Genomic DNA, 18,765 nt, shown 5'->3' with positions numbered 1-18,765 from the left:
TCCGCATCCGCGTTTTTCTGGCCGCCCCCAGGCCCATCGCCCCATCTACTTTTTATGCCACGTCTGCCCCCCTCCTTGTCCTCCCTCGTGTCCGCCGCCTGCCTGGGTGCGCTGCTGTGCGCCGCAGGGCCCGCCGCGGCGGGCCCGAAAGAGGGAGTCCGCGCCTATGAGCGCGGGGAATACGCCACAGCCCTGAAGGAATTGCGTCCCGCCGCGCAGGCCGGCCATGCAGACGCCCAGTACCACCTCGGCCGCATGTACGACGCAGGCCGCGGCGTGGCGCTGAACGAAGCCACGGCGGTGGGCTGGTACCTCAAGGCCGCCCAGCAGGGCCACACGGATGCGATGTACGAGCTGGGCGTGTCCTACGACGAGGGGCTGGGCGTGCCGCAGGACCGGGTGCAGGCCGCCCAGTGGTACCGCAAGGCGGCGGACCTCGGCCACGCCCAGGCGCAATACAACCTGGCGGTGTCCTATGACAAGGCCGAGGGGGTGCCGCAGGACTTCCGCAAGGCGGTGGAGTGGTACCGCAAGGCGGCGGCCCAGGGCCACCTCGATGCGCAGTACAACCTGGGCATTTCGTACGACAAGGGCGAGGGGGTCGACAAAGACCCCCGGCAGGCCGTGCAGTGGTACCGCAAGGCCGCCGAGAAGGACCATCCCGAATCGCAGTTCCAGCTCGGCATGGCGTTCTACCACGGTGACGGGGTGCCCAAGGACCTGGCGCAGGCCGTGCACTGGTACCGGCGCGCGGCGGAGAACGACCTTGCATCCGCGCAGTACCACCTGGGGCTCGCCTACGACGCGGGCGAGGGCATCGCCCAGGACAAGAAGGAGGCCGTGCACTGGTACCGCCAGGCGGCCGGGCAGGACCATGCCAAGGCCCAGTTCAATCTGGCCGTGTCCTATGACGAAGGCGACGGCGTGGCACGGGACAAGAAGCAGGCCGTGCACTGGTACCAGCAGGCGGCCGGGCAGGGACATGCCAAGGCCCAGCGAAACCTGTCGCTGATGTACGCCCGCGGAGAAGGCGTGCCGCGCAACGCGGCCCTGGCGCGCGAATGGGCGCGCAAGGCGGCCGAGCCGCGCGACGGCACACCGGATTGATGCCCTGGCAGGCGGTGCCGCCTGGAGCAGCGGCACCGGAGCAGCCCCAGGGTATGGCGGCGGCAGTTGCTATATTTTGAATAGCGAAAACCCACCATCCATCCTACGCCAGGGGCATTTTCCCAAGGGACACCGCACTGCGGTGCCGCCGTGGCGGCTCAGGCCGCCACGGTGTCCTCAGTTGTTGCCCTGGGCCGTGCCCTCACGGCGCGGGTCCGCGCCGCCCGCATACGTGCCCGCGCCGGGGTTGCGCGCCAGCAGGCCGGCATTGCCATTGGACCGCAGGCCGTTGAATACCGCGCCGTGCAGGCCGCTCGTGAAGGTGTCGGTCTGCGCCACGGTGTGGCCCCGCGCCTTGAGGCCGTCGCGGATGGCGGCCGTGTCGATGACCGAACCCTTTTCGATGGACGTGGTCGCGTTGGTCTGCGCGCCGAAGTTGGGCAGGTTGATCGCCTGCTGCACGTTCAGCCCCCAGTCCGTCATGCCCAGGATGCTCTTGGCGGTGTACTGGATGATGGCGCTGCCGCCGGGCGAGCCGATGGCGCCTTCCAGGTCTCCGGTGGCCGCGTTGAAGATGATCGTGGGCGCCATCGAGCTGCGCGGGCGCTTGCCGGGCTGAACGCTGTTGGCGATGGGCAAGCCTGCAGCGTCGGTGGCGGTGAACGAGAAGTCGGTGAGCTGGTTGTTCAGCAGGAAGCCCCGCACCATCTGCAGGCTGCCGAAGCCGTTCTCGATGGTGGTCGTCATGGACACCGCGTTGCCCGCGTTGTCGATGATGGACAGGTGGGTGGTCGATGGCAGGGCCAGCGAGTTGTCCTGCCCCTTGACGCCGCTCACGCCCGGCGGTGTGCCCGCCACGGGGGTGCCGATGCTCTTGCTCAGGCTGATGAGCTTGGCGCGCTCGCGCAGGTAGTCGGCGTTGACCAGGCCGGCCTGCGGCACGTTCACGAAGTCAGGGTCGGCCACATACAGCGCGCGGTCGGCATAGGCCAGGCGGTAGGCCTCGGACACCACGTGCACCGCATCCAGCGTGTTGGGCTTCATGGCCGCCAGGTCGAAGCCCTGCAGCAGGCCCAGCGTCTGCAGCACGGCGATGCCGCCCGAGCTGGGCGCGGGCATGCCGCACACGCGGTACTGGGTGCGGTACACGCCGCAGACGGGCTCGCGCACCTTGTGGGTGTAGCTGCTCAGATCGTCCAGCGACAGCTTGCCGGGGTTGGTGGGGTGGCCCGCCACCTTGGCCACGATGTCCTTGGCGATGTCGCCCTGGTAGAACGCGTTGGCGCCGCCCGCGGCAATGGTCCTGAGCGTGGCGGCCAGTTCGGGGTTCTTGAGCAGCGTGCCGGCCGCCTTGGCCGTGCCGTCGGCATTGAGGAAGTAGCTGGCGCCGGGCTCGCCCTGCGCCTTGATGCGCGCGGCCGAGCCGGCGATGGACACGCTCATGCGCTGCGAGATCGCAAAGCCGTTTTCACTGAGCTGGATCGCGGGCTCGAACAGGTCCTTCCAGGGCAGCTTGCCGTGCACCTTGTGCGCGGCTTCGAGCATGCGCAGCACGCCGGGCGTGCCCACCGAGAGGCCGCCATCCACCGCCGCCAGAAACGCCAGCGGCTTGCCGTCCGCGCCGATGAAGAGATTGGGCGTGGCCGCCTTGGGCGCGGTTTCGCGGCCGTCATAGGCGAGCAGCTTGTTGGCACCCTTGTCGAAGTGCAGCATGAACGCGCCCCCGCCGATGCCCGACGACTGCGGCTCCACCAGGTTCAGCACCATCTGCACGGCGATCGCCGCGTCCAGCGCCGTGCCGCCCTTGGCCAGGATGTCGACCCCGGCCTTGGTGGCCAGCGGGTTGGCGGTGGACACCATGTCCTTGTTGGCGTAGCTGATGGCCTTGGGCGTGTAGCCCGAGGGCGGCTCCGGCGGCACGTACTGCTCGACGGGCTCGGGGTTGGCCACCGGCGTGCCGGGGCCGTCATTGCCGCCGCAGGCGGCCAGCAGGGCCAGCGCGGCGATGCCCAGGCCCCAGCGGGTGGGTTGGCGTCGAAAGACAGAAGCCGTCATGGTGAAAGGTCCTTGGAAAGGGAGGGTGGTGAAACCGCCGCCCTGTGGGGCACGGCGGACGGCCCGGGGGCGCCGGGAACGCCCATCAAGTATGTGACGACTTGATGAAAATCATTTTGCTTTTATGCCCCATTTCACGCCAAATGCGAGAAACAGATTTCCTTATTTGCCGTGAAACAGAATCTGGATTCCATCGACCGCCAATTGCTTGCCCTGCTGCAGCACGACGCCGAGACGCCGCTGGCCGAGCTGGCCGATGCCGTGCACCTGTCCAACACGCCCTGCTGGCGTCGCATCCAGTGGCTGCGCGAGAAGGGGTTCATCACACGCCACGTGGCGCTGGTGGACCCGCGCAAGGTCAATGTGGGCGTGACCGTGTTCGTGGCCATCAAGACCAACCAGCACCACCAGCAGTGGTTCGAGACCCTGCGCGACGTGGTGATGGGCATTCCCGAGATCGTGGAGTTCTACCGCATGAGCGGCGACGTGGACTACCTGCTGCGCGTGGTGGTGCCCGACATCCGCGCCTACGATGCGGTCTACAGGCGGCTGACGCAGGCCGTGGCGCTGTCGGACGTGAGCTCGAGCTTCGCGATGGAAGAGATCAAGTTCACCACCGCGCTGCCGCTGGACTACGCGCAATGACGCCCTGCCGGGCAGGGGCAGCATTGCGCCCGGCCGGCAGGCCGGCTGCGCGGCACAATCCAGTCCGCGCCACCTGATGCCGCCACACCCGCATCACCGCCCCTGGCCCCCTGAATCCAGCATGCACTGGATTTTGTTAACCAAATAGTGAACTATTCGGGCATGACCAAAGACACCGAGACCCCCGCCAAGGAGCGCCAGCGGGATGCCGACCGCTCCCAGGGCGTGATCTTCAGCGCCGCGCGCGACGAGTTCGCCGAACACGGCCTGGGCGGCGCGCGCATGGACCGCATCGCCGAGCGGGCGGGCCTGAACAAGCGGCTGATCTACTACTACTTCGAGGACAAGGAAAAGCTCTTCCAGGCCGTGCTGGAGCAGGCCTACCTGCACATCCGCGAGGAAGAGCGCAAGCTCAACCTGCTGGACCTCCCGCCCGCGACCGCCATCCGGCGGCTGGTGGAGTTCACCTGGACCTACTACCTGGAGAACCCCCAGTTCCTCACGCTGCTCAACAGCGCCAACCTGCACAGGGCGCGCCATCTGCAGGAGTCGCAGCGCGCGCGCGAGATGAACTCGCCGTTGATCGCCACGCTGGGCGAGGTGCTGGAGCGTGGGCGGCGCGAGGGCAGCTTCCGCGGCGGGGTGGATCCGCTGCAGCTGTACGTGTCCATCGCCGGGCTGTCGTACTTCTACCTGTCGAACAACCACACGCTGTCGGCGATCTTCGGGCGCGACCTCATGGCCCCGAAGGCGCGCAGCGAGCGGCTTTCGCACATGTGCGATGTGATCCTCGGGTACGTGCTGCTCGGCTGAGCCCGACGGCCCGGTCCCCAAGCTTCGTCTACAGCCCGCCTTCGCGGTCATGACCCGGGGGCGGCGGCCGCTTGAACATCACGGTGACCTGCGCCTGGGGCTCCCGGTAGCCACACGCTGAAAAGAAGTGCCTTGCCCCGCCCATCGCCTTCACGTAGATGGGCACGCCAGGGAACTCCAGCTCGATCCGCTGCATGAGCGCCCGTCCGATGCCCCTGCCCTGTACGGCGGGGTGGACCACCAGTTCACCCAGCATGGTAGAGAACGCCCCGTCGCTGAAGGCGGAGACGTAGCCGACCACCGCGCCGTCATCCATCCGCGCATGGGCCACCAGGGGGTACGCGCGGCAGGAGCGAAGGAACAAGGCTTCGTCGTGCTCGCCCCAGCCCACCGCCGCCATCAGCGCAGAAAACTCCCGCCACGTCACGGTCTTGTCGGTCGAAATTTGATAGCCCATGGCCTGACTCTACGGGACCAGCCGGGCACCTCGCGGCACGCCTGGCCGCGCGGCGGTTGGCTCCTCCACGGCGACAGGCCCCGGGCCGCGCGCATCCCACGGATGCGGGTAAACCCCTAATTTCAACGCGCCGAACCGCGTTGACGTGCAGGGCGCGTTCCTGAAAAATGCACTCTATTCACCATTCAGTGAATTAAAGAGCAAGTCCAAGCCTGCCCACGGAGACAAATCCATGCCCATCACCCGCACCACCCGCCGCGCTGCGGCCACCGCCCTGGCGGCGGCCGCGCTCACCACCCTGTCCTTCGGCGCCCTGGCGCAAGGCGGCTACCCGACCAAGCCGATCCGCGTGATCGTGCCGTTTGCGGCGGGGAGCACCACCGACATCATTGCGCGCGCCATCGCCGACAAGATGGGTCAGAGCATGGGCCAGACGCTGGTGGTGGACAACCGCGGCGGCGCCAGCGGCACCATCGGCCAGCAGGCCGTGGCCACGGCGGCGCCGGACGGCTACACGGTGATGATCCATTCGTCGTCGCACACGGTGAGCCCCTCGACCTTCGCCAAGCTGCCGTTCGACACGGTGGGCGACTTCGCGGGCGTGACGCCGATCTCGTCGCTGCCCAATGCGCTGGTGATCTCGCCCGCCAAGGGCATCAAGACGCTGCAGGACCTGGTCGCCACGGCCAAGGCCAAGCCCGGCACGGTGAACTTCGCCTCGGCCGGCCAGGGCAGCGCCACGCATTTGAACGCCGAGAAGTTCAAGCTGGCCGCCAAGATCGACGCGCAGAACATCCCCTTCAAGGGCTCGGCCGAGGCCGTGACCGAGGTGCTGTCGGGCCGCGTGGACTACTACTTCTCGCCCATCGCGCCCGTCATCGGCCAGATCAAGGACGGCCAGCTGCTGGCGCTGGCCGTGGGCTCGCCCAAGCGCGCGGCCGCCCTGCCCGACGTGCCCACCACGGCCGAGGCCGGCGTGCCCGGTTCGGAATTCAACTTCTGGATCGGGATGATGGTGCCGGCCAAGACGCCGCGCGACATCGTCAACCGCCTGCACGACGAGGTGGTGAAGGCGCTGGCCACGCCCGAGGTGAAGGAGCGCTTCTTGAAGCTCGGCGCCGATGCCTGGACGCTCAAGCCCGAGCAGTTCGATGCCTACATCAAGGACGAGATCAAGAGCAACGCCACGCTGGTGAAGGCCGCCGGACTCTCGCCCACACAGTAATTCCCTTCGCGCCGCACCGCACCGCCAGCCCCTGCCGTGGGGGTGGCCAGGCCGCGCCTTTGCCCAATTTTTTTGCAACCTTGAACTGAACGAAAGCACCACCGCCATGGCAACCCAACGACTCGGACTCATCATGCACGGCGTCACCGGCCGCATGGGCATGAACCAGCACTTGATCCGCTCCATCTGCGCCATCCGCGCGCAGGGCGGCGTGGTGCTTTCCAACGGCAACCGCGTGATGCCCGACCCCATCCTCATCGGCCGCAATGCCGAGAAGATGGAGGCGCTGGCCAAGGCCCACGGCATCGCCCGCTGGGGCACGGACCTGGACGCCGCGCTCTCCAACCCGGAGGACACGGTGTTCTTCGATGCCGGCACCACGCAGATGCGCCCCACCCTGCTGGCCAAGGCGATCCGTGCGGGCAAGCACGTGTACTGCGAAAAGCCCATCGCCACCAACCTGAACGAAGCGGTGGAGATCGCGCGCCTGGCCTCGGGCTCGGGCCTCAAGCACGGGGCGGTGCAGGACAAGCTCTTTCTGCCCGGCCTGCGCAAGCTGGACATGCTGCGCCGCGCGGGCTTCTTCGGCCGCATGCTGAGCGTGCGCCTGGAGTTCGGCTACTGGGTCTTCGAGGGCGACCTGCAGCCCATCCAGCGCCCGAGCTGGAACTATCGCAGCGAAGACGGCGGCGGCATGATCCTGGACATGATGTGCCACTGGCGCTACGTGCTGGACAACCTGTTCGGCGAGGTGAAGTCGGTGTCTTGCATCGGCGCCACGCACATCCCCACGCGCTGGGACGAGGCCGGCCAACCGTACCAGGCCACGGCCGACGACGCGGCCTACGCCACCTGCGAACTCACGGGCCACAACGGCGAGAACGTGATCGCGCAGCTCAACATGAGCTGGGCCACGCGCGTGCGGCGCGACGACCTGGTGACCTTCCACGTGGACGGCACCGACGGATCGGCCGTCGCCGGCCTGTCAAGCTGCCGCGCGCAAAGCCGCGTGGCCACGCCCCGCCCGGTGTGGAACCCCGACGAGAAGCAGACCATGAACTTCTTCGACCAGTGGCAGGAGATCCCGGACTCGCAGGTCTACGACAACGGCTTCAAGATTCAGTGGGAGCACTTCATCCGCCATGTGGTGGAAGACGCGCCGTACCGCTGGACCCTGCCTGAAGGCGCCAAGGGCGTGCAGCTGGTCGAAGCCGCGCTGGAAAGCTGGAAGGAACGCCGCTGGGTCGATGTGGCCCCCCTGCAAGCTTAACCACCGATTACTGTTTTGATAGCTGCTAGCGCTTGCTGGATAAGCGCTAGAGGCCAATTTCATTCAAATTTCTGCGAGTACACCATGGCCTTCAGCCTCCCCTTGCCCACGGCCGATGGCCGCATCAGCCCCTACACCCTGCAAGGCCGCCCGCTGGTCGCGCCACAGCGGGGCGTGGCGTTCAACCGCATCGCCTACTCGGCGGCCCACGTGGTGGCCAACCCGCTGGCGGCCATCGACCCCTGGCTGCAGTGCGCGGTGGACTGGGACGCGACCATCGCCTACCGCCAGCGCCTGTGGTCGCTGGGCCTGGGCGTGGCCGAGGCCATGGACACCGCGCAGCGCGGCATGGGGCTGGACTGGCCCACCTCGCTGGAGCTGATCCGCCGCTCGCTCGACGCGGCGCGCGACTTCGGGCCGGGCGCGCTCGTGGCCTCGGGCTGCGGCACGGACCACCTGGTGCTGGACGAGGTGAAGTCGGTGGACGACGTGATCCGCGGCTACGAGGAGCAGATGGAGGCCATCGAGAAGCTCGGCGGCAAGCTCATCGTGATGGCCAGCCGGGCGCTGGCCCGCGTGGCGCAAAGCCCCGCCGACTACGAGCGTGTGTACGACCGCATCCTCTCGCAGGCACAGCAGCCCGTGGTACTGCACTGGCTGGGCGACATGTTCGACCCGGCGCTGGCGGGCTACTGGGGCTCGCGCGACGTGGATGCGGCCATGGACACGGCGCTGGCGGTGATCGCCGCGCACCCGGACAAGGTGGACGGCATCAAGATCTCGCTGCTCGACAAGGACAAGGAAGTCGCCATGCGCCGCCGCCTGCCCACCACGGGCGGCACCGACGGCCAGGGCGTGCGCATGTACACGGGCGACGATTTCAACTACGCGGAACTCATCGCCGGCGACGGCGCGGGCGGCACGCCGCGCCAGGGCCAGAGCGATGCGCTGCTGGGCATCTTCGACGCCATCGCACCGGCCGCGAGCGCGGCACTCGCAGCGCTGGCCGCTGGCGACACGGCGCGCTTTCACGCCATCCTGGGGCCCACGGTGCCGCTGTCGCGCCACATCTTCGCGGCGCCCACGCGCTTTTACAAGACGGGCGTGGTCTTCATGGCCTGGCTCAACGGCCACCAGAGCCACTTCACCATGGTGGGCGGGCAGCAGAGCACGCGCTCGCTGGTGCACTTCGCCGAGCTCTTCCGGCTGGCCGACCAGGCCGACCTGCTGGAGCAGCCCGAACTGGCCGTGCAGCGCATGGGCCACCTGCTGGCATTGCACGGCGTGAGTGCCTGACCGCCATGCGTGATTTCACCCAAGACCACCGCTGGCTCTCCATCAATACGGCCACCGTGCGCAAGCAGCAGGGGGCCGAGGTGCCGCTGGCGCGCATCATCGACCAGTGCGCCGCACGCGGCATCCGCGCCATCAGCCCCTGGCGCGACCAGGTGGCCGCGGCGGGGCTGGACGCTACCGCGCGCCAGCTGCGCGCCCATGGCATGGAACTGTCGGGCTACTGCCGCGGGGGTTTCTTCCCTGCGGCTGACACGGCGGGCCTGCGCGCCGCGCTCGACGACAACCGCCGTGCCATCGACGAGGCCAAGACGCTCGACGCTGCCTGCCTGGTACTGGTGGTGGGCGCCCTGCCCGGCGCGCTGGAAGGCACGCCGCACTACACCGACATCGCCCGCGCGCGCGGCGAGGTGGTCGACGGCATCGCCGCGTCGCTGGAATACGCGCGCCAGGTGGGCATGCCGCTGGCCATCGAGCCGCTGCACCCCATGCAGGCGGCCGACCGCGCCTGCATCAACACGCTGGAGCACGCGCTCGACATCTGCGATGCGCTGGACCCCAGCCGCAGTGGCAGCCTGGGCGTGGCGCTGGACGTGTACCACGTGTGGTGGGACCCCAAGCTGGAACAACAGATCGCGCGCGCCGGCAAGGAACGCCTGCTGGCCTACCATGTCTGCGACTGGCGCCTGCCCACGCGCGACCTGCTCAGCGACCGGGGGATGATGGGCGATGGCGTGATCGAGCTCAAGAAGATCCGCCAGTGGGTCGAGGCGGCAGGCTTCGGGGGCTATGCCGAGGTGGAGATCTTCTCGGCCCTGGACTGGTGGCAGCGCACGGGCGAGGGCACGCTGGACACCTGCATCACGCGGCACCGCAGCGTGGTCTGAGCCCCCGGGGCGACTCCGCGCCCTGCGGACCCCGGCGCCACCGGTGCGCGTGGACCTGTGGACCCGTGGACCCGTGGACCCGTGGACCCGTGGACAGCATCGTCCGGGCCCGCGCCACGGCGGGCCGTCACCCGGGGCCCTCGCCTGCCACGGGCCGTGCGAGGGCGCAGCCTGCGACGCGCGGGGCGGGCCGGCCGTTGCCCATCACCCTGGCAGCAATGGGGAAATGGTGCAAAGGGCTGCATAATTACGAATCAATCTCATCACCAATCCCGTTCGCATCCGTTTCGCCATGGCCACCAGCGCAGTTTCCCGCTTGCACATCGTTTCGCGCATCGCCGCGGGCGTCCTGGGCGGCTATGCCTTCACATGGGGCTTCATCGCGCTGGGCATCGGCCTTCTGTTCGCGGCGCAGATGGAGTTCCACGATGCGGAGGCCCTGGGCTACATCGTCGGCTTCATCGTCTTTCTGGTGGCCTTTCTGTGGGCGTTTTCGGCGGCAAGCGTGAAGCGCGTGTGGCTGGTGCTGGCCGGCGGCGGGGCGCTGATGACCGGCGCCGCCTGGCTGGTGCAGCGCGCCATCCTGTAAACCGCGCGCACGAACCCAAGAGGTAGATACCCATCATGTTCCAGAACTTCCGGCTCACCATGGCCTGGCTGCACACCTGGTTCGGCCTGGTGCTGGGCTTCGTGCTGATGGTCGTTTTCTTCTTCGGCTCGCTGTCGGTGTTCGACCGCGAGATCGACCGGTGGGCCATTCCCCAGACCCGCTTCGAGCCGCAGCCCATGCCCTCGTTCGACAAGATCCTGCAGCCGGCCTTCCAGGACATGAGGCCCAGCGCGGAAAACATCGAGGCCGCCAGGGACCGCGTGAACGGGCCTGTGGCGCAAAGCTTCCCCGTCATCAAGACCTGGGGCGCGTACACCACCCACCGCGACCCGGTGCTGGGCCTGTTCGCGGGCTATGAGCTGCCCAATGCCAAGGACCCCGACGACAACACCATCTGGGGCAACCGCACGATCGATCCGCGCTCGGGCGCCTCGCTGCCCGACGACCACCTCAAGATCGGCAGCCAGTTCTTCTACCCGCTGCACTACAGCCTGAACTTCAAATGGAAGGACCTGGGCACCTGGATCGTGGGCTTCGCCGCGCTGATGATGCTGGTGGCGCTGGTCAGCGGCGTGGTGATGCACCGCAAGATCTTCCGCGAGCTGTTCACCTTCCGCCCCCGAAAGCACACGCAGCGCAGCGCGCTCGACCTGCACAACCTCACGGGCGTGGTGGCGCTGCCGTTCCACTTCATCTTCGCGTTCTCGGGGCTGGTGATCTTTGGCGGCATCTACTTCCCCATCACCCACACGCAGCTGCACCCGCTGCACGAGCTGCACGAAAAACACGAGGCCGCAGAAACCGGCCTGCCGCACGAGCGCGCGGGCACCGCCGGCACCCTGGCGTCGGTGGACGCGATGGTGGCGCAGGCCCAGCGCCGCTGGGCCGCGCAGGGCATGGCGGGCGACGTGGGCTTTCTGACCGTGCAGCACGTGGGCGATGCCAATGCGTACGTGAGCGTGTACCGCGCGGGCACCGACCGCATCGCGCTCGTGGGCAACGGCATCCACTTCAAGGCCAGCACCGGCGAGGTGCTGCGCGAAGACCCGCCGCTGACCCCCGTGGCCAGCGTCAACACCTTCCTCACCGGGCTGCACCTGCAGCATTTCCGGCACTGGCTGCTGCGCTGGCTGTATGTGCTGGGCGGCCTCTCGGGCTGCGTGTGCATCGCCACGGGCTTCATCTTCTTCGTGGAAAAACGCAAGCGCCAGCACGCCAGGCAGGGCGTGACCGGAGCGCGCTGGGTGGACGCGTTCGCGGTCTCCACCGTGACGGGCATGCTGATCGCCGCGCTGTCCATGCTGATCGGAAACCGCCTGCTGCCCACCGACCTGCCCGCGCGCGGGGACTGGGAGCAATATATCTTCTGGGGCGCCTGGGCACTGGCCTTCGTGCACGGCATCTGGCGCACCGCGCCCGTGGCCAGCGCGCGCATGGCCCCCGCCTGGGCCGAGCAGTGCTGGGCCATCGCCGTGCTGGGCGTGGCGGCCGCGCTGCTCAACTGGGTGACCACGGGCGACCACCTGCTGCGCACCCTTGGCAACGGCTACTGGCCCGTGGCGGGCGTGGACCTGGCCATCCTGGCGAGCAGCGCCATCGCCGTGCTCGCCGCGCGCAAGCTCAAGCACCGCGCCCAGGGCCAGCTGGGCGCCCCTGCCGTGGACGGCGGCGCGGCCTCCTCGCTGGAGACCGCCCGTGCCTGACGCCTTGCTGCTGGTGGCGGCCCTGGCCGCCAACGTGGTCGGCCTCGGCTGGCTGGCCCTGTCGATGGATGCGCACTGGGAGCAGGTGCGCGGCACCGAGCCCCTGCGGCGCAGCACCGTGCGCACACTGCGCTGGATGGGCGCCGCCGGCCTGCTCATGGCCCTGGCCCTGTGCCTGGCCGTGGACCACGCATCGATGGCGTCGCTGGTGTGGTTCATGGCGCTCGCGGGTGCCGCGCTCACCATCGCGTTCACACTGTCGTGGCGGCCCCGCGTGCTGGGCGTGCTGATCGCCTGGGTGCGGCGTAGCGGCGCTGGCGTGGCCCGATAAAACCGCCGCACGCAGTTCATGCGGGCCCAGGCTGGGTGGTGCGATGTTTGCGCCCCGGCTTCGACAGGCTCAGCCCGAACGGCTTGTGAAATACCGGGAGGCGACGCTCCCCGAACCCGATTCCGCCACACCCTCAACCACTGGCGCGCCCCCACGCCAGTGCACCCGTGGAACCGGCTTCGCCGGGCCACCGGGTGCTTCCCCCTCGGGGGAAGCCGCGCAGCGGCTCAGGGGGCATCAAATCTTGCCCATGTAGTCCCGCTTGCCCAGCTCCACGCCGTTGTGGCGGGCCAGCGCGTAGGCCGTGGTCACGTGGAAGAAGAACTGCGGCAGGCCGTAGTGCAGCAGGTACTGCTCGCCCGGAAACTGCCGCTCGCGCGCGGTGCCGGGCTGGATGGTGATGGTGCGCGTGGCGGCATCGGCAAACGCCTCCACGGGCAGGCCTTCCACGAACGCCAGCACGGTGTCGATGCGCTCGTTCAGGTCGGCAAAGCCGGGGCGGTCCGCATCCGGATACGAAGGCACCTCCGCCCCCGCCAGCCGCGCCGCCACGCCCTTGGCGAAGTCGCAGGCGATCAGCACCTGGCGCGCCATGGGAAACATGTCGGGGAACAGCCGGGCCTGCAGCAGCGCGTCGGGGTCGAGCTTGCGCGCCGTGGCGTGCGCCTCGGTCTTGGCCAGGATGTCTTTGAGCGAGCCCAGCATCTGGCGGAGAACGGGAACGCTGGCGTTGTAGAGGGGAGATGTCATGGCGGGATTCTTGTCTTGGGATGAAGCACAGGGAAGGAAGGGTCGGCGCCCGGCGGCCTTTTTTTACCCGCCGGGACCGGAGCGCATTGCAGCACATCGGCGCACTCCGTGCTGGCGCCCCGCCTTTTGGGCTCGTGCCCGGCAGTGTCAGGCCAGGTGCTGGCGCAGCTGGATCACATTGCCCTCGGGGTCGTGGCCATCGCAGGCCCGAAAGCCCCGGGCCTCCCATTCCCTGGCCGCGGGCGCGAGCTGCCCGCCCAGCGCCACGGCCCGCAGCCGGGCCTGGGCCAGGTCCGGCACCGCGAAAAAGAGCTTGATGGGGGTCTCCTCGCGCACCACGGGCGGCTGCGTGATGGCGATAGCCCGGGCGATCCGCTGCGGGATGGCGTGGACCACGATCTGCACCGCGCCAGACTCCAGCACGATATGGTCGCTTTCGGCGTGGACCACGTTCAGGCCGCAGAGCCCTTCATAGAACGCGGCGAGCCGCTGCATGTCCTTGGCGAAGACGACGGCGCCGGACGAAGGCATGGTGGACACGGTGAATCTCCCGCAATGGACGGATGGATCGATGAGGGGCAGCCGCCGCCATTCTCACCGAGATTCACGCGGCCACGGGGTCCGGCAGCAGGCCGCCCGGCCCGCGTTCAGGCCGCCACCGGCGCCACCGTCCTGCGCACCCGGCGCACGTTGAAGGCGCTGGCGATCAGCACGCCCTGCACCACGGCCAGCCCCAGCAGCACGGCGGTGAAGCGGCCCTGGTCGAGCAGCACGCCGAACAGCAGCGGCGACAGCGCCTGGCCGATATCGAGGCCCGAATACACGATGCCGTAGACGCGGCCCGTGGAGCCCTCGGGCGTGGAGCGCTTGACCAGCAGGTCGCGCGAGGGGCCGGCGATGCCGGCGCAAAAACCCATCACCCCGAACAGCACGGGCACCAGGGCGCCGGGCGGGTGCGCCAGGGCCAGCGCCACGGCCACGCAGGCCGCCAGGCCGAAACCGATGCCCACGATGCGCTCGCAGCGGCTGGGGTCGGCCGCCAGGAAGCCGCCCAGCACCATGCCGCCCGCGCTGGCCACCATGTAGACCGTGAGGCACATCGCGGCCAGCGCCACGGGCACGGCATGCAGCTGGCGCGCGGCCTCGGGGGCGAAGGCCTGCACCACGTTCAGCGCCACGGCGTAGAAGAAGAAGAACGCAAAGCACATCCACACGGCGGGGATGCGCAGGAACGCGAAATTGCCGCCCTGCCCGGCCGCGCCGGTGGCGGCGGACCTGGCCGCAGCGGTGGGCGCCGGCATGGGCGGCAGCGCCAGGTGGCGGCGGCTGGCCAGCAGCACCAGCAGCACCGAGAACGCCAGCACGCCCGCGCACACCAGCGCCACGCGCCACGATGTCGCGATGGCGATGGGCACCAGCATGGCGGGCGCGAGCGCCCAGCCCAGGCTGCCGGTGATGCCGTGCACGCTGTAGGCGTGGCCCAGGCGCGGCGCGCTCACGCGGCGGTTGAGCAGCGTGTAGTCCACCGGGTGGAACACGCCGTTGCCGATGCCCGCGAGCACCGAGAACGCCGCGAGCATGGCGTAGCTGGTGCTGGCCGCGAAGCCGAAGGCCGCCAGGCCCAGCAGCGCCAGGCCGCCGAACAGGATGGGCCGGGGCCCGAAGCGGTCCACCACGAAGCCCGAGCCCGCCTGCACCGCGCACGAGACCACGAAGAAGATGGTCATCAGGAAACCCAGCTCGGTGTAGCCGACCTGGAACGCGTCCTTGAGCCACGGGAACAGCGGCGCCAGCAGGAGCTGGCTGTAGTGGCTGATGAGGTGGGCGATGCCGACCAGCCCGATGACGCTGGCATCGGCGCGCAGCGGGGTGGAGGCAGGCGGAAGGCCGTGGACATTTGCGGTGGTCATGGCGGCATCGTAGTATTGGCCCCGGGTTTCTGGAATGCGACGGAACGACAGCTTTCGGCGAATTTGCGCCAAACCGTTGATCCAGGGCACGCCGGCCACGCCCCCTTTTTCTGCTTTTTTTCGACCCGCCATGGCCCGTACCAGCCAAGCCGCTCCCCTGGGCGACACCGACCCGTTCACCCCCACGCCCGCCAGCCCCGTGCGGGTGCGGGCGCGCGACATGCCGGCCGATACGCATTTCGAGCCGCACCGCCACGCCTGGGGCCAGCTGGCCTACTGCGCCAGCGGGGTGGTCCAGGTGAGCGTGCACGCACCGGGCACCGCCACCGCGTACATCGTGCCACCCTCGCGCGCGGTGTGGATCGCCCCCGGCGCGCTGCACGCCGTGGCGGTGCTGGAGGCGGCCGCCTTCCGCACGCTCTACATCGACCCCGGCGTGGTGCCGGCTGGCGGCGCGAACTGCCGCGTGATGGCCGTGACGCCCCTGCTGCGCGAGCTGGTGTCGGCGCTGGACCCGGTGGGCGGCCCGCACCCCGGCCCCGCGCGCGAGGCCGCGCTGACCGCGCTGGTGCTCGATGAGATCGGCCAGGCCGAAAGCCTGGCCCTGGGCGTGCCGCTGCCCGGCCCCCACAGCGACAAGCGCCTGCGCGCGCTGTGCCAGGCCGTGCTGCACGAGCCCGGCCGCTACGCCACGCTGCAGCACTGGGCGGCCGACAGCGGCGCCAGCGAGCGCACGCTGGCCCGCCTGTTCCGCGCGCAGTTCGGCATGGGCTTCGCACAGTGGCGCCGCCAGGCCGTGCTGGCCCATGCCCTGCCCCGCCTGGCGCGCGGCGAGCCCGTGGGCCAGGTGGCGGCGGCCAGCGGCTACGCGAGCGAAAGCGCGTTCTCCGCGATGTTCAAGGCGGCGATGGGGCAGCCGCCCAGCGGGTTCATTGGCAAAAACATGGCCTAACGCACGGCCGGAAAGCGCCAACAGCTATCAAGTTTGCAGCAAACGGATGTCGCCGGATGGGACCACGCCCCTCAGCCCGGCGCGCCCCGCTGCCGCACCAGGTCCATCGCAAAGCGGCCGTGGCCCACGGACCAGTCGGAATAGTCGTTCTCGTGCAGGAAGATGAACACATCGGCCGGCGCCACGCCCGCCAGGGTGTGCAGGTTGTGCGCGATGGCGGCGTACAGCGCGCGCTTCATCGCATCGCTGCGCCCGCGCCGCAGCGTGATCTCGAGCACCACCACGCGGTCGGAGCGGGCCACGCCGTTGAAGGTGCGGCTGCAGGCGAACTCCCCGGGCGCGTAGCCGGCCACCAGGTTGAACAGCTCGTCCGGCGGCATGCCGATGCTGTCCACCAGCGCCTGGTGGACGCCTTGCACGATGGCCGTGCGCGTGGCGGCGGGGGTGTCTTGCGGAACATGGGTGCGGATGAAAGGCATGGCGGTGTTCTCGTATGTTCCCTGAAGTCAATTAAATAGGCAGAAACGGGCAGCGTACCCTTCAGGCGATCCGGGCATTACCGCTGATGGCATGGGCCATTGTTGCTATCGCTCTACCGCCTGCAAAGCGATGATTTCTCCGCAGCCTTGTGCATTAAACTCACAAAGATGAGCCCCCGCCTGCCTCCACTGGGCGCCCTGCGCGCCTTCGAGGCCGCCGCCCGCCTGGGCCGCATGACCGCGGCGGCCGACGAACTGTCGGTCACGCCCGGCGCCATCAGCCGGCAGGTGCGCCAGCTCGAGCAGCACCTGGGCGTGCCCCTGTTCGACGGCAGCAAGGCCCGCCCCACGCTCACCCCGGCGGCGCGCGTGCTGCAGCCCGTGCTGACCACCGCGTTCGCGCACATCGCCGAGGCCGTGCGCGAGATCGGCGACGGCAGCCGAGGCCCGCTGGACGTGGCCTGCTTCAGCACCTTCACCGTGAAATGGCTGATCCCCCGGCTGTTCGACTTCCAGGCGCGGCACCCGGGCATCGAGGTGCGCCTGCGCACCACCGCCGACGCAGGCGCCGGGGCCGCCCCCGCGCGCTGCGACGTGTCCATCACCGCCGAGGAGCCCGGCGCGGCGCGGGACACCCCGGCCTGTACGCGGCTGTTCCCCGAACACCTGGGCCCGGTGCTGAGCCCCGCGCTGGCCGGGCGCGTGGCCCTGCGCCAGCCCGCCGACATGGCCGCTCCCGCCCTGCAGCCCCTGATGCTCCACACGCGCACGCGGCGCAACGCCTGGGCCATGTGGGCGGCCGCCACGGGAGCGCCGGTGCCTGCCGCCCCACCCGCGGGCCCCGAGTTCGAACACTACTACTTCACCCTGGAGGCCGCCGTGCGCGGCCTGGGCGTGGCGGTGGCCCCCTGGCACCTCGTGCTGGACGACGTGCGGGCCGGCCGGCTGGTGGCGCCGCTGGGCTTCGCGGCCTCGGGCTACGACTACGTGCTGCGCCGCCGCGCCGGCGCCCACCCCCGGATCGATGTGTTCTGCGCCTGGCTGCAGGCGCAGGCCGAGGCCACCGCAATGCCCCCGGGCCCGCAGGCGCCCTGAGATCGCCCTACGATGGGCATTCCTTGCCTTCGCCGCCCCGCCGCCATGCCCGACTCCGCCATCCACAGCTACCAACCCCGCCAGGGCCACGGCCTGCCGCACGACCCCTTCAATGCCATCGTCGGCCCCCGCCCCATCGGCTGGATCTCCACGCAGAGCGCGGCCGGAGCCACCAACCTCGCGCCCTACAGCTTCTTCAACGCGTTCAACTACGTGCCCCCCATCGTGGGCTTCGCGAGCATCGGCTTCAAGGACACGGTGCGCAACGTGCAGGAGACCGGCGAGTTCGTGTGGAACCTGGCCACGCGCGACCTGGCCGAGGCCATGAACCAGAGCTGCGCCAACGCGCCGCCCGAGGTCAGCGAGTTCACGCTCGCCGGCCTCACGCCCCGGCCGTCCACGCAGGTGCGCCCACCCCGCGTGGCCGAAAGCCCCGTCACCTTCGAATGCCGCAGCACGCAGATCCTGCAGCTGCAGGGCGCAGACGGCGTGCAGGTGCCCACCTGGCTGGTGCTGGGCGAGGTGGTGGCCGTGCACATCGACCAGCGGCTGCTCAAGGACGGCGTGTACGACACCGCCAACGCCGGCCACATCCTGCGCGCGGGGGGCCCGGCCGACTACTTCACGGTGGGGCCGGAGCAGTTGTTCAAGATGTACCGGCCACGGTAGGCCGCGCCCCCTGCGCTACGGCGGCTCCAGCGGCAGGACCACGCTCACCTCGAACCACGGGATGGCGCCCCAGCCGCCGCGGCGCGTGACCAGCGTTTCGCCCGAGTGCATGGACACGCGGTAGGCCAAGCCCTGCGGCCCCGGCAGGCTGCCCGCGCCCTCGCGCCCCCGGTGGCGGCTGCGGGGCTCCCAGCCACAGCACACGAAGTGCAGCCGCGCCATGCCGGTGTGGCGTGCCAGGTAGCGCTCCACGGCCGCCGCCTGCGCGCCCGGTACCCGATAGGTCGCGGTCAGCGCGCGCAGCTGGTGCAGGTGGCCCTCGGCACAGCCGGTCCATTCAAGCCCCGGCGGCTTGCGCCGCTGCGCGGCCAGGAAGTCAGCGCACGAGGCCGTCTGGCCGAACGCGGCGGGCGCGAGGAGGAGGAGGAGGAGGAGGAAGAGGAAGAAAAGGCTCAGACACGGCACCGCGACGGGCGCGCAGCCCCGGCGCCACCACCACTCCATGCGCCGCGCC

General features: G+C 69.7%; 20 protein-coding genes. 13 read left to right on the top strand and 7 right to left on the bottom strand.

All coding sequences use genetic code 11. The features are described 5' to 3' along the window. Positions 1-75 precede the first annotated feature (75 nt). A complete protein-coding gene (locus ACAM51_RS14225) occupies positions 76-1,107 on the top strand; it encodes a sel1 repeat family protein (RefSeq protein ID WP_369640987.1) in 1,032 nt (343 codons plus the stop codon). A gap of 177 nt (positions 1,108-1,284) precedes the next feature. Here the strand turns inward: ACAM51_RS14225 and ggt are convergent, their stop codons facing one another. Further along, positions 1,285-3,162 (bottom strand): gamma-glutamyltransferase, encoded by a 1,878-nt coding sequence (ggt, locus tag ACAM51_RS14220; protein ID WP_369640986.1) that lies wholly within the window; start codon positions 3,160-3,162, stop codon positions 1,285-1,287. Positions 3,163-3,345: 183 nt separating this feature from the next. On the opposite strand from ggt, the gene ACAM51_RS14215 reads away from it, so the two are divergent. Then, the gene (locus ACAM51_RS14215; protein ID WP_218296717.1) at positions 3,346-3,807 is read left to right on the top strand and encodes an Lrp/AsnC family transcriptional regulator; all 462 of its coding nucleotides are present in this window, start codon (positions 3,346-3,348) and stop codon (positions 3,805-3,807) included. Between the two features lie 162 nt (positions 3,808-3,969). Further along, positions 3,970-4,620 carry a TetR/AcrR family transcriptional regulator gene (locus tag ACAM51_RS14210; protein ID WP_218339260.1) on the top strand — a complete coding sequence of 217 codons (651 nt, stop codon included), beginning with the start codon at positions 3,970-3,972 and terminating at the stop codon, positions 4,618-4,620. A 28-nt stretch (positions 4,621-4,648) separates the two neighbouring features. Here the strand turns inward: ACAM51_RS14210 and ACAM51_RS14205 are convergent, their stop codons facing one another. After that, the gene (locus tag ACAM51_RS14205) at positions 4,649-5,077 is read right to left on the bottom strand and encodes a GNAT family N-acetyltransferase (protein WP_218339261.1); all 429 of its coding nucleotides are present in this window, start codon (positions 5,075-5,077) and stop codon (positions 4,649-4,651) included. A gap of 232 nt (positions 5,078-5,309) precedes the next feature. Here ACAM51_RS14205 and ACAM51_RS14200 point away from each other — a divergent pair, with 232 nt between their 5' ends. The 7 genes from ACAM51_RS14200 to ACAM51_RS14170 all read left to right on the top strand — a co-directional run bounded on the left by ACAM51_RS14200 (position 5,310) and on the right by ACAM51_RS14170 (position 12,396). Continuing rightward, positions 5,310-6,302: a tripartite tricarboxylate transporter substrate binding protein gene (locus ACAM51_RS14200; RefSeq protein WP_218296445.1), complete on the top strand. Its 993-nt coding sequence runs from the start codon at positions 5,310-5,312 to the stop codon at positions 6,300-6,302. Positions 6,303-6,408: 106 nt separating this feature from the next. Continuing rightward, a complete protein-coding gene (locus tag ACAM51_RS14195; protein WP_369640985.1) occupies positions 6,409-7,572 on the top strand; it encodes a Gfo/Idh/MocA family protein in 1,164 nt (387 codons plus the stop codon). Positions 7,573-7,656: 84 nt separating this feature from the next. Beyond that, the gene (locus tag ACAM51_RS14190; RefSeq protein WP_369640984.1) at positions 7,657-8,868 is read left to right on the top strand and encodes a dihydrodipicolinate synthase family protein; all 1,212 of its coding nucleotides are present in this window, start codon (positions 7,657-7,659) and stop codon (positions 8,866-8,868) included. Positions 8,869-8,873: 5 nt separating this feature from the next. After that, positions 8,874-9,752 (top strand): sugar phosphate isomerase/epimerase family protein, encoded by an 879-nt coding sequence (locus ACAM51_RS14185; protein ID WP_369640983.1) that lies wholly within the window; start codon positions 8,874-8,876, stop codon positions 9,750-9,752. A 292-nt stretch (positions 9,753-10,044) separates the two neighbouring features. After that, entirely contained in the window at positions 10,045-10,341 is a 297-nt protein-coding gene (locus ACAM51_RS14180) for an iron uptake protein (protein WP_218296442.1), read from the top strand. A 35-nt stretch (positions 10,342-10,376) separates the two neighbouring features. Beyond that, positions 10,377-12,065: a PepSY-associated TM helix domain-containing protein gene (locus tag ACAM51_RS14175; protein WP_369640982.1), complete on the top strand. Its 1,689-nt coding sequence runs from the start codon at positions 10,377-10,379 to the stop codon at positions 12,063-12,065. Continuing rightward, positions 12,058-12,396: a DUF3325 domain-containing protein gene (locus ACAM51_RS14170; RefSeq protein ID WP_369640981.1), complete on the top strand. Its 339-nt coding sequence runs from the start codon at positions 12,058-12,060 to the stop codon at positions 12,394-12,396. Before ACAM51_RS14175 ends, ACAM51_RS14170 begins: the two co-directional genes overlap by 8 nt. Before the next feature lie 237 nt (positions 12,397-12,633). Here ACAM51_RS14170 and ACAM51_RS14165 read toward each other — a convergent pair whose 3' ends face one another. The 3 genes from ACAM51_RS14165 to ACAM51_RS14155 all read right to left on the bottom strand — a co-directional run bounded on the left by ACAM51_RS14165 (position 12,634) and on the right by ACAM51_RS14155 (position 15,056). Next, on the bottom strand, positions 12,634-13,146 hold the full coding sequence (locus ACAM51_RS14165; RefSeq protein ID WP_218296439.1) for a DUF1993 family protein: 513 nt from the start codon (positions 13,144-13,146) through the stop codon (positions 12,634-12,636). A 147-nt stretch (positions 13,147-13,293) separates the two neighbouring features. Continuing rightward, on the bottom strand, positions 13,294-13,677 hold the full coding sequence (locus tag ACAM51_RS14160; RefSeq protein WP_255591003.1) for a VOC family protein: 384 nt from the start codon (positions 13,675-13,677) through the stop codon (positions 13,294-13,296). Between the two features lie 116 nt (positions 13,678-13,793). Further along, positions 13,794-15,056, bottom strand: a complete 1,263-nt coding sequence (locus ACAM51_RS14155; RefSeq protein WP_369640980.1) for an MFS transporter — start codon at positions 15,054-15,056, stop codon at positions 13,794-13,796. A 130-nt stretch (positions 15,057-15,186) separates the two neighbouring features. Between ACAM51_RS14155 and ACAM51_RS14150 the strand changes: the two genes are divergently transcribed. After that, positions 15,187-16,008 (top strand): helix-turn-helix domain-containing protein, encoded by an 822-nt coding sequence (locus ACAM51_RS14150; RefSeq protein ID WP_218296436.1) that lies wholly within the window; start codon positions 15,187-15,189, stop codon positions 16,006-16,008. 71 nt (positions 16,009-16,079) lie between these two features. Here the strand turns inward: ACAM51_RS14150 and ACAM51_RS14145 are convergent, their stop codons facing one another. Further along, positions 16,080-16,487 (bottom strand): tautomerase family protein, encoded by a 408-nt coding sequence (locus tag ACAM51_RS14145; RefSeq protein WP_369640979.1) that lies wholly within the window; start codon positions 16,485-16,487, stop codon positions 16,080-16,082. Positions 16,488-16,655: 168 nt separating this feature from the next. Between ACAM51_RS14145 and ACAM51_RS14140 the strand changes: the two genes are divergently transcribed. Together ACAM51_RS14140 and ACAM51_RS14135 are read left to right on the top strand one after the other, a co-directional pair. Continuing rightward, positions 16,656-17,582 carry a LysR substrate-binding domain-containing protein gene (locus ACAM51_RS14140; RefSeq protein WP_369640978.1) on the top strand — a complete coding sequence of 309 codons (927 nt, stop codon included), beginning with the start codon at positions 16,656-16,658 and terminating at the stop codon, positions 17,580-17,582. A 45-nt stretch (positions 17,583-17,627) separates the two neighbouring features. Then, positions 17,628-18,251, top strand: coding sequence for a flavin reductase family protein (locus tag ACAM51_RS14135; protein WP_218296433.1), 624 nt, complete (start codon positions 17,628-17,630; stop codon positions 18,249-18,251). A 15-nt stretch (positions 18,252-18,266) separates the two neighbouring features. Here ACAM51_RS14135 and ACAM51_RS14130 read toward each other — a convergent pair whose 3' ends face one another. Beyond that, positions 18,267-18,716 carry a DUF4952 domain-containing protein gene (locus ACAM51_RS14130; protein WP_369640977.1) on the bottom strand — a complete coding sequence of 150 codons (450 nt, stop codon included), beginning with the start codon at positions 18,714-18,716 and terminating at the stop codon, positions 18,267-18,269. Positions 18,717-18,765: the final 49 nt, after the last annotated feature.

The sequence above is a fragment of the Acidovorax sp. A79 genome (genome assembly GCF_041154505.1).
GTDB lineage: Bacteria > Pseudomonadota > Gammaproteobacteria > Burkholderiales > Burkholderiaceae_C > Acidovorax.
The sequence above is the reverse complement of the archived record's forward strand: the minus strand, read 5'-3'. Positions and strand labels throughout refer to the sequence as shown.

Coding starts and splice junctions, on each gene's coding strand:
- ACAM51_RS14205 (WP_218339261.1), bottom strand. CDS start 5,077: ATGGGCTATCAAATTTCGACCGACAAGACCGTGACGTGGCGGGAGTTT.
- ACAM51_RS14175 (WP_369640982.1), top strand. CDS start 10,377: ATGTTCCAGAACTTCCGGCTCACCATGGCCTGGCTGCACACCTGGTTC.
- ACAM51_RS14150 (WP_218296436.1), top strand. CDS start 15,187: ATGGCCCGTACCAGCCAAGCCGCTCCCCTGGGCGACACCGACCCGTTC.
- ACAM51_RS14210 (WP_218339260.1), top strand. CDS start 3,970: ATGACCAAAGACACCGAGACCCCCGCCAAGGAGCGCCAGCGGGATGCC.
- ACAM51_RS14195 (WP_369640985.1), top strand. CDS start 6,409: ATGGCAACCCAACGACTCGGACTCATCATGCACGGCGTCACCGGCCGC.
- ACAM51_RS14145 (WP_369640979.1), bottom strand. CDS start 16,487: ATGCCTTTCATCCGCACCCATGTTCCGCAAGACACCCCCGCCGCCACG.
- ACAM51_RS14155 (WP_369640980.1), bottom strand. CDS start 15,056: ATGACCACCGCAAATGTCCACGGCCTTCCGCCTGCCTCCACCCCGCTG.
- ACAM51_RS14165 (WP_218296439.1), bottom strand. CDS start 13,146: ATGACATCTCCCCTCTACAACGCCAGCGTTCCCGTTCTCCGCCAGATG.
- ACAM51_RS14135 (WP_218296433.1), top strand. CDS start 17,628: ATGCCCGACTCCGCCATCCACAGCTACCAACCCCGCCAGGGCCACGGC.
- ggt (WP_369640986.1), bottom strand. CDS start 3,162: ATGACGGCTTCTGTCTTTCGACGCCAACCCACCCGCTGGGGCCTGGGC.
- ACAM51_RS14160 (WP_255591003.1), bottom strand. CDS start 13,677: ATGCCTTCGTCCGGCGCCGTCGTCTTCGCCAAGGACATGCAGCGGCTC.
- ACAM51_RS14180 (WP_218296442.1), top strand. CDS start 10,045: ATGGCCACCAGCGCAGTTTCCCGCTTGCACATCGTTTCGCGCATCGCC.
- ACAM51_RS14200 (WP_218296445.1), top strand. CDS start 5,310: ATGCCCATCACCCGCACCACCCGCCGCGCTGCGGCCACCGCCCTGGCG.
- ACAM51_RS14185 (WP_369640983.1), top strand. CDS start 8,874: ATGCGTGATTTCACCCAAGACCACCGCTGGCTCTCCATCAATACGGCC.
- ACAM51_RS14140 (WP_369640978.1), top strand. CDS start 16,656: ATGAGCCCCCGCCTGCCTCCACTGGGCGCCCTGCGCGCCTTCGAGGCC.
- ACAM51_RS14190 (WP_369640984.1), top strand. CDS start 7,657: ATGGCCTTCAGCCTCCCCTTGCCCACGGCCGATGGCCGCATCAGCCCC.